13 protein-coding genes and 1 tRNA gene are annotated in these 8,374 nt (G+C 40.9%); all 14 read right to left on the minus strand.

The window, feature by feature from the left end:
- A partial coding sequence (locus tag EDC41_RS12850) for a BRO-N domain-containing protein (RefSeq protein ID WP_165876908.1) occupies positions 1-491 on the minus strand: 491 nt, incomplete at its 3' end.
- A gap of 385 nt (positions 492-876) precedes the next feature.
- On the minus strand, positions 877-1,713 hold the full coding sequence (locus EDC41_RS12855; protein WP_061888593.1) for a KilA-N domain-containing protein: 837 nt from the start codon (positions 1,711-1,713) through the stop codon (positions 877-879).
- A gap of 259 nt (positions 1,714-1,972) precedes the next feature.
- Positions 1,973-2,179, minus strand: coding sequence for a DUF551 domain-containing protein (locus EDC41_RS12860; RefSeq protein WP_115262402.1), 207 nt, complete (start codon positions 2,177-2,179; stop codon positions 1,973-1,975).
- A 44-nt stretch (positions 2,180-2,223) separates the two neighbouring features.
- The gene (locus EDC41_RS12865; RefSeq protein ID WP_006252708.1) at positions 2,224-2,676 is read right to left on the minus strand and encodes a hypothetical protein; all 453 of its coding nucleotides are present in this window, start codon (positions 2,674-2,676) and stop codon (positions 2,224-2,226) included.
- A 27-nt stretch (positions 2,677-2,703) separates the two neighbouring features.
- A complete protein-coding gene (locus EDC41_RS12870; protein ID WP_006252710.1) occupies positions 2,704-2,970 on the minus strand; it encodes a hypothetical protein in 267 nt (88 codons plus the stop codon).
- Positions 2,971-3,010: 40 nt separating this feature from the next.
- Entirely contained in the window at positions 3,011-3,688 is a 678-nt protein-coding gene (locus EDC41_RS12875) for a hypothetical protein (RefSeq protein ID WP_006251567.1), read from the minus strand.
- Positions 3,666-4,589 carry a recombinase RecT gene (locus EDC41_RS12880; RefSeq protein WP_020824131.1) on the minus strand — a complete coding sequence of 308 codons (924 nt, stop codon included), beginning with the start codon at positions 4,587-4,589 and terminating at the stop codon, positions 3,666-3,668. The genes EDC41_RS12875 and EDC41_RS12880 overlap by 23 nt, the downstream gene beginning before the upstream one ends.
- Before the next feature lie 12 nt (positions 4,590-4,601).
- The gene (locus EDC41_RS12885; protein ID WP_020824130.1) at positions 4,602-4,814 is read right to left on the minus strand and encodes a hypothetical protein; all 213 of its coding nucleotides are present in this window, start codon (positions 4,812-4,814) and stop codon (positions 4,602-4,604) included.
- Between the two features lie 133 nt (positions 4,815-4,947).
- Positions 4,948-5,427, minus strand: coding sequence for a hypothetical protein (locus tag EDC41_RS12890; protein ID WP_020824129.1), 480 nt, complete (start codon positions 5,425-5,427; stop codon positions 4,948-4,950).
- On the minus strand, positions 5,424-5,783 hold the full coding sequence (locus tag EDC41_RS12895) for a hypothetical protein (RefSeq protein ID WP_006252960.1): 360 nt from the start codon (positions 5,781-5,783) through the stop codon (positions 5,424-5,426). Before EDC41_RS12895 ends, EDC41_RS12890 begins: the two co-directional genes overlap by 4 nt.
- A gap of 3 nt (positions 5,784-5,786) precedes the next feature.
- Entirely contained in the window at positions 5,787-6,293 is a 507-nt protein-coding gene (locus EDC41_RS12900; RefSeq protein WP_006252958.1) for a nucleoside triphosphate pyrophosphohydrolase family protein, read from the minus strand.
- A gap of 106 nt (positions 6,294-6,399) precedes the next feature.
- Entirely contained in the window at positions 6,400-7,095 is a 696-nt protein-coding gene (locus tag EDC41_RS12905; RefSeq protein ID WP_050418741.1) for an antA/AntB antirepressor family protein, read from the minus strand.
- Between the two features lie 319 nt (positions 7,096-7,414).
- Positions 7,415-7,930: a DUF4760 domain-containing protein gene (locus EDC41_RS12910; protein ID WP_006252947.1), complete on the minus strand. Its 516-nt coding sequence runs from the start codon at positions 7,928-7,930 to the stop codon at positions 7,415-7,417.
- A 350-nt stretch (positions 7,931-8,280) separates the two neighbouring features.
- Positions 8,281-8,356, minus strand: a tRNA-Arg gene (locus tag EDC41_RS12915).
- Positions 8,357-8,374: the final 18 nt, after the last annotated feature.

Genomic DNA, 8,374 nt, shown 5'->3' on the forward strand with positions numbered 1-8,374 from the left:
CACTTGATTTGCTTGTACTCAGCCACCCTGAATTTGTTTTTGGTTCTTGCCCAGATTTCGCCGTAGCTGAGCTTGGTGCGTTCGTGCGTGGCTTTCACCGCATTTTGTAGCATATTCTGTTCTTCGGCAGTGATTGTTGGCTCTGCAAGCGGTGCGATTTGTTGATTATTTTGCAAAACTTCTTTATCTAAAATATCCAGCACCCATTTGCGGAAGTCTTTGGCGACTTTGGTGTGGCTACGCATACCTAATAGCCAGCAACCACGCAAGCTGAAAATTCTGACTTTCTGCATACCGCTAGCGGTATCCATATCAATGATGGCTGTCATTGATGGAGTAAATTCATCTTTGTTGCGTTCGTACAGCTTAGATATATCAGACGATGGATTTTTATAACCTAACGCTCTGCCAACTTCTAAGGCGGGCATCCATTTTTGATTATTCTGATCGATAACGGAAAGTGTAGTGTTTTGGAAAGTTAATGTTGTCATTCTGAATTTCTCATATGTAAGTTTAAAAACTCATCACGAGTATTGCAGTACTGGTGATGAACTAGGCAAGGTCTGCAATAACCGTCCATACGAGACAACGGCAGATCTTTCGATCTCCTTACCTAGCCCATCATTGACAACATAGGGGATTTGCAAATTGCAAGCGCCTAGTTTTAGGGGGTACTTCCAAATTGGAAGTGCCTTATTTAGGGGTACTGTCAAATTGACAGTGCCTTGATTTGACTAGATTCCGGCTATAAAAAAAGTCGCATTGAGCGACTATCATTCTTCACCGCTCGTATGGTATTCAGGAATTGCAGTTCCCGACTTTACTGTTGAAAGTGCGGTTATCTTAGCCGAAAGGGCGGTTTTTGTCAATTAGATTTTATTCTTCAATTAGCAATGGCTTTTCTTTCAGTTCTTCAATCGCTCTGGTTTGTAACAGCGAGCTCATTTGCTGAATAGCCAAACGGTTGAGCATTGCCAGTCGCTCTTCTTGGCTGTAACCTTGCTCAATTAGTAGGGCGTTTTGGCTTTCCAATGCAGCAAGGACGGTAAGTTGCTCAACGGTAGCGTGGTCTCGCATATTGCCTTTCAGGTTCGGATTGCGGTCTTTCCACTGTTTTGCCGTTTGTCCGAAGAGAGCTTGATTGAGAATGTCCGCTTCGCTGGAATAAACGAAAGTATGTTGTTTTGTATTCAGCAATGCCGGTATGATGTGATCTTTGATGGCATCAGTATGAATGCGGTAGTTCGCCTTGCTTAAAATGTGTTTTACGCTCCATTCGAGCTTACTTTCGTTCGCTTCTTGCTGTTTGAGGCGTTGGAACTCTTTGATGAGATAGAGCTTGAACTCGGGGCTAATCCACATCGCAAATTCAAGAGCGATGTCTTTATGGGCATAAGTGCCACCGTATCGCCCCGCTTTGGCTTGCAAGCTAATCGCATTCGTTTGAGCAACAAATTCTTTGACGCTGATTTTGAAACGGTTTAAGCCGGATTGATTTTTAATTGTGGCGAATTCGCCATAATTAAAATTCGGGTTGTTCATTTCTTCCCAAATGCCGATGTATTCAAGGGTATTGCGGTTGCGTAACCAGTCGCTAATGAAGAAATCGCCGTCTTTGGCTCGTAGCATATCAGTAAGGTTGATGTAATCTTCGCCATCACGAGCGGTTACTTTGACCTCCACGCCTTGTACAATCATTACGCTATTTGCCATTTCGTTTCTCCGTTTTTAGGTACAAAAAAAGCCGTGAAATACGGCTTGAAAGTGCGGTTATCTTAATCCGAATTGGGGGCGGTGTCAATTAGATTAATCCGTATAAGTATGGGACCAAGTTAAAGAGTAGAACTACAACACATAACCAAAAAATGAAATTCATATCTTGCTCAGTTTTGATTTTGTGTAAAATACGCTTAAGTTTGTTTTTCATTTAGGAAACCTTTAATGTTTAGTTTATCTAATCGTTTGGTGTCTGTCATTGGTTGTCCTTTGGCGGCTCGGGAAGTGGTTGCCAGTGGGTAACACCATAGACAGGCTGAATACCTAAGAATCCACCCGGCTTGAACCAGCTCTCGCCATTGAATTGAGCAATCATAATAAAATTGTTTGTTATCAAGACTTCTTTGCGGATTTCTGGCAATCTATCCTTAACCGAAATCCAGCCGTTGTTTTCTTCATTCATTTTCTTTCTCCAAAATACCAATAGTTGAGAGAATAATAAGCATACTATCTCATGCTATTCTTAAGTGCATCTAACCACGCTCTAGCATCTTCTGCTGAAGCGAAATATAACCCTTGATCAAATAGTTTTTCTATATAAGAATGTGTAGGGAAATTTGATTTTATCACATTGAAATTATCGCCAATAAACCACATTCCATCTCTTGGTTCTTTTAATGGACAAGGAAGAGTGAGAGTTACTGTAGGTCTTGGTTCTTCCCACATACCAACAATATCATATTGAGCTATTGTTCCATCATTGAAATGAGATCCGCTAACAGCCCACGATACTTCTGACAAAAATACATTTTCTTCATCAACTGTATACCCTTGTACTTGGTGGTCTTTATTATCTCTAATATAGTCATCACTAATTAGGTATTTTACAAATGCCTTATCATTATTTCTTAGTTTTACTGGCTCACCTGCCAATGCTTTATTTAAATCAAATGGTTTCATTTTATTCTCCAATAAAAAAGCGACTGATTAAGTCGCTTCTCCTAAAATTCTGCTTTTTGCTACCTCAATCAGTAGCTGATATTCCCGCTTCGTTTTCTCATCGTGAACTTCGGCGTTGTCATACACCCAAGCATTTCCTAAATGTTTTAGGTTGCTCTCTTTTTCAATATAGCCGCCAAGTGTACCTGCAAAGACTGTTCCAAATGTGGTTATGGCTTTGATGCGGTAGAGTGTTCTGCCGTTGTGGTTGATTGTGTCGTTTTGGAGTAGTTCGTATTTCTTTTGGGTTGTCATATTGGCTACCTATTAAAAAGCCCCTTTCGGGGCGATTGAATTAATTCATAGCTTCTTGTATAAGCTTGTCGTAATACTTACTGGCTGCTTTCACTCTGTCTTTGATTTTGGCAATGATGGCTTCATCACGCTTAACCGTCACGGTGGTAATGCGTTTTTGTTGGGGGATTTGTTCCACAAGGTCAATCAGCTTTTCTGTGCTTTCGTAAGTACCGATAAGGTCGATTGGAGTAGGGAATAACACAAAATCGATTTGAGCCTCTTCGCAATCCCACAGCCACATATAGCCTTGCATTTGAATGTCATATCCGGCTTTTTCGGCTTTGGCGATGGCTTCGTCTGCAAAAAACGGGTGCGTGCCGATGTCCCAACTGCATTTTGTATCGATAATCAGCTTTCGGCTTGGTACATAAATATCACACTCGCCTGAAATCCAATCGTTTTCTCGGCGTTCGGTGTTCTTTTTTAGAACCAGGCCACGAGTAAAACCGCTTAACTTAATGGCTTGTTCTTCTAGCTGATTGCCTTTTTCAGTGTATTTGTTGCCGTCAAAGGATTGATAACCGAATAGGTCAAATTTAGCCACTTCACGCACCGCTGCTTTTGCGGTGTCGGAAATCAGTCCGGCTTCACGGTCGGCTTTGGTGCGAGGTTCGCTCATTAGTTGGTGGAGCATTGAGCAACGGGGTTTGAATTTATACATTTGATTGCTGTTCATTTTCTAACTTCTCCAACTCCGCATATTGCTCTTTGTTGAACTCGTAGCCGTTATCGCACATATCTTGCAAGGTGCTTTCTTTGTTGATGATGGTTTGTTTGCATTTCTCAAACACCTCATCGCTGACCTTGAGTTCGGTAAATTCCGCCTCTTGGATTTCGTTGTCAGGGTAGGCAAATTCTGCATTTTCAACATCTTTTACGACCGCTTGATCTGCCAAGACCGCTTGTTGCATTTCCACTGATAATGGAGCTTGTTTGGAAAGCAAGAGCTTCATCACAGTTTTGAGAGCCATTGCCTCAAAGTTGTCGTGCCATACGCCGTAGCCTTTGCGGTAGGTTTGGCTGTAGCGGTTGGCGTGGTCGTGGACTTCTTGCGTGGTCATATAGATTTCGGCGGTAAATTCATTTATCAGTTTGAAATAAGCGTAATAGCCAATCGGTTTTTCATCTTTAGCCGGTTTTTGTTTCCAATCGAACTCGTAACCGTTGATGGGGTCTTCGGCAAGCAGTTGTTTTTCATACACCGGCACGGCAACAAGGCGTTTAAATTGCCCGCTACGTTGAGCCAGTTGAATTAAACCTTTGTAGCCAAGTTGGAATTGAGCTTCGGTTTTTTTCTCTTTGCGGTTTTGGTACGGCACAATGTAGGCAAAACCTAAGCCGTTTTGTAATGCCAAATTAAGCGTTGCTGCCATACAAGCGGCGTTGAATACGCTCATCGGTTCGGCATTGCGTAACATTGAGTTACTATTCACAATCTGCAACACGCTTGTTGTAAACGTGGCTGCGTTTTTGTTTAAAAGCTCTTGTAGTTTTTGCTTTACATTCGGGCTTTCAAATAGGGTTTTAATCGGGAATTTATCTTGCTTTTGTGCTACTTGTTGATTTTGGTTTGTCATTATCTTATTCCTCTAAAATTCATTTCTGTGTTTGTTCTGTTCGGCCAGGTAGGCATTAATTGCGTTACACCAGCCATCAGAACCGGCTAGGATAGTAGCAACGGTTTCAAAGCCGTTGTTTTCTAGCACATCTATAATTTTCTCCTCCACTAAGAGGAAAGCCTCTTCGCTAGGGTCTTCTTCTGGTTGAAGTGAAGCATCTGTGTAGTCTTCGTATCCTATCATCACACTTTCTCCGTTACTTTAAATTCGCAAGTTTCAGGCTTGCAGGTGCTTTCAGGGATAAGCTCTTCATTGCATTAGGAGGGTGATGGCAACCATAAAAAGCAGGGCGTATAAGCCGTATGTAATCCATTGTCTAAGCATGTTTAGCATTGTTTGCCTCTTGTGTACGTTTTACCATTTCGGCAAGAGCGTTGAAGAAATCAGTTTCAAGGGTAATTGTTTCGGCACTTGCTCGTCTGTCTAGGTGCAGGCGAATATTGCCGTTGCTATCCACAAAGTAGCCGTTTAGCCCGTAGGGTGTGAAAGGTTTGCGTTTTGGTTTTGATGGTTTAGGCTTAACCTGTTCAGGATCTTCCTCAATTTGTTCAAAAGTGTAATTGTACATAATAGGCTGATGACCCCTGATTTCAGGATAATTAGGCAAATTAACGGCTTTGGTTTTATTCAGAGCTTCAATACGCTTATTTAATGCCTTAATAGCGTTAATTTCAGACATCATCTCTGCCGTGCTGATTTCTTTTATGCCGTTTAATATAACTTCTCCGAAGTAGCGTTTTGTATGATTATTTTTTAATAAGCGGATAGTATAGCTTTCTACTTTATTGCGTTTCATTTCAGTAACTCCTTGATTTGGCTAATACGATACTCAATCACCTCAAGCATTCCGTTTTTTTGGATTTTACGTTGCTCAAGGTTTGATAATTCTTCTCTTAATGCTTGGCGGTTGATTTGGTGTTGCATAAATGCAGGGGAATCAATTTGTTTCCATTGTTCTACAAAGGATTTTGCCTGTTCAGGGCACTTGAAGCGTTTGCGTATTCTTGAAATCTGCACCCACACATCATTGATTTTTTGCTTTATGCGGATATCCGCTCTCCAGCAATCGTGGCGTTTATGCTTAATGTTGTGGCGAAAGCCTTTCGTGGAGCTGTCGTGCCATACACTGGTATAAATACTAAACGTCGTCATTTTTTACTCCTTGTGAATACTAAATTCATTCAAACAATGCTTATTTTTCAAGAATTCATCTAAGCACTCATCAAGAGTTAGCTCGTATTCTTTAAGAATGCCATATAGTTCAATCAGAATCCCAGAGCATTTGTTAAATAAATTAATCCTGATTGTATTTTGGTTTTGTTCTTTTTCATTGCTGTCCACTAACCAAGGAGCAAACCAAGCAAATTGCGAGGTATGATGTAACATACGTATCGCTCTTTGCTCGGGTGGGGTTGTTCCACTAGCTTTCCACGTGTGAAGCTCTAAGTCTTCATCGAACTGGATTTGATGGTTAATGATGGTGAGTAATGTAAAAATTTCTCCCGTAGCCGTTTTAATCTTCTGTTTCGCATTATTAACGACTCCAGAACATAGTTTCCCCACTGATGCAGCAAGATGAAGACAGTGTTTTTGAGTAAGTTGAATATGGGTTAAGCCTTGTTGTTGTGCCAGCTCAATAATCATGTTGTATTTAGCTTCCATTTTTCGTTCCTTTTTTAGTCAAAAATCTGAATTTTAGGTGTAAAAAGCCCCTCCGCAGGAATTACGGAGTGATTACGCAAAGTGAGTTGCGGAGGGGAAAGGAGAATTAGAATCGGCTGTAATATTTTCCTTTCATTTTTACGGCACGAATGGAAGGCATAATGCCTGTCCATTCCTCAACGTCCTCGCAGATTTCACTGAGGATATGATAGGAATAGTTGTGGTGGTTAAAGCAGTTTAATGCTCTGCTATGCTTTTTAAACCATTGTTCAGACTGCATTGTCTCAAACAATGGCGTGAGACTTTCGATGAATTTGTGCTGTTCTTCGGCGATGTCCCAAAGTTTGGCTAGGTGGTCGATTTCCATTGCGGAAAATTCTCTGGTGTAGAGATATTCACCCTCCGCTGCTCGGGTTGTGCCTTGAATTTTGCGAGGTTTTTCCGGCAAGGCAAGCGGTGCGATTTGTTGATTATTTTGCAAAAGCTCTTTCATCTTGCGTTCGCATTCGATGAAGTATTTGCGGATTTGTCTGCCTTTTTCGTTGCGTTCCACCATTGCGAGTTCTTTGCCCATATCAAGGGTGATATGGTATTCCTTGCGTGGTCTGCCACGAGTTTTTATTTCAAGAGTAATGTAATCTTCATCTTGAATAAAACCATATTCAGAAATGCGGTTTGAAATCCAATTGGAGAAATCTTGATTGCTCTCAAGGAAAGAATGAAGATCACGAGCATTGGCAAGTTGAACAGTTTGATTAGAGATTGAACCGTTGAAAACGGTAATTAGACTTGAATTTGTCATTTTGACACCTGCTAGATTGATTTTTAAAACAATCATCACCGCAGAGACCAATCATTGGTGATGAGCTAAGCAGAATTGGTCTTACCGAATCTAGCGAACGGCGATCTTGCGATCTCCCGCCTAGCCCATCATTGGGGCTTTTCAATAAATTTATTGAAAAGTTTTTTTGCAAATTTTGGGTACAAAAAAACCGCTTGTATGCGGCTATTCTCTACCGCCAGATATTCGGGAGACCAATCCCGACTTTCTGTTGAAAGTGCGGTTATCTTAATCCGAAATTAAGCGGTTGTCAACAAAAAAGCCTCAATAATATATGAGGCTATTCAGATTCCCATTTCGTTGCAAGCCATTCAAATTCACAAAAGAGCTTGTTGTTATTGTTGTTGATTCTGCGAAGCTCCATTATGTAGGGCTTGAGCGTGTTCCAGTCTTTAATGACACTGCTTTTGCTCATTCGCTTATATACCGCTTCATCAAATAAGTCTTCCTTGATACCAACACAGATAAATTCAATCGCATTAAGCACATCTAAAACAATGAAATTCTGTCTTTTTTGCTCTGCTGTGGCATTTTTATCATTTAATGCACACGCTAGAACAGTAAGGTTTACACCGCTATCACGCATAGCCATATAGGCTTTTCTGCGTTTACGGTAGTATTCGTTGCTGTTATTGCTGATAAGGAGTTCAATGGTCGATTTTTGCTTATGTTGCTTGCGAAGCTCTTTAAGCTGAGACCACGCAAAAAAGGCTAAGTACCCAGTAAATAAACAAGTACCTAGCCCGACTATTGTGTTCAGCTCTAATTTATTTAAAAGCTGTAAAAGGTAATCCATTAAACCTCCCAGCCCTCATTAGCAATTAATGTAAAGTTAGCTAAATTTTTCATATTTCACTCCTAGATGATGAAGATTATTGTAACTTAGACGAAAAAAGCCTACTCAAGTTCCCTTGGTAAGCTGTTTTGTCATCTAAATTATTACAAAGAACAAACAATTATTGTCAGCATTACTGTCAATAATATTTAATGACGTTATATTAATCCGACACCGTCATGATGTCAAACCTTTTAACCGCTCTTTTTAAGTTGTAGCAGTTACACAACTTAGCCATTCAAAACTGCTCTACACGGTAGGTTTCCACTTCGTAGGCGCGTCATCGATGATGTGCGTAAAGCGGTTTTGGATGGCGACCGCAGAGAGATTCGAACTCTCGACCCACTGCTTAGAAGGCAGCTGCTCTATCCACTGAACTATGCGGTCAAAGTACCGTTGCTTAAC

It is taken from the genome of Mannheimia haemolytica (assembly GCF_004342115.1).
In the GTDB taxonomy this organism is placed as follows: Bacteria; Pseudomonadota; Gammaproteobacteria; order Enterobacterales; family Pasteurellaceae; genus Mannheimia; species Mannheimia haemolytica.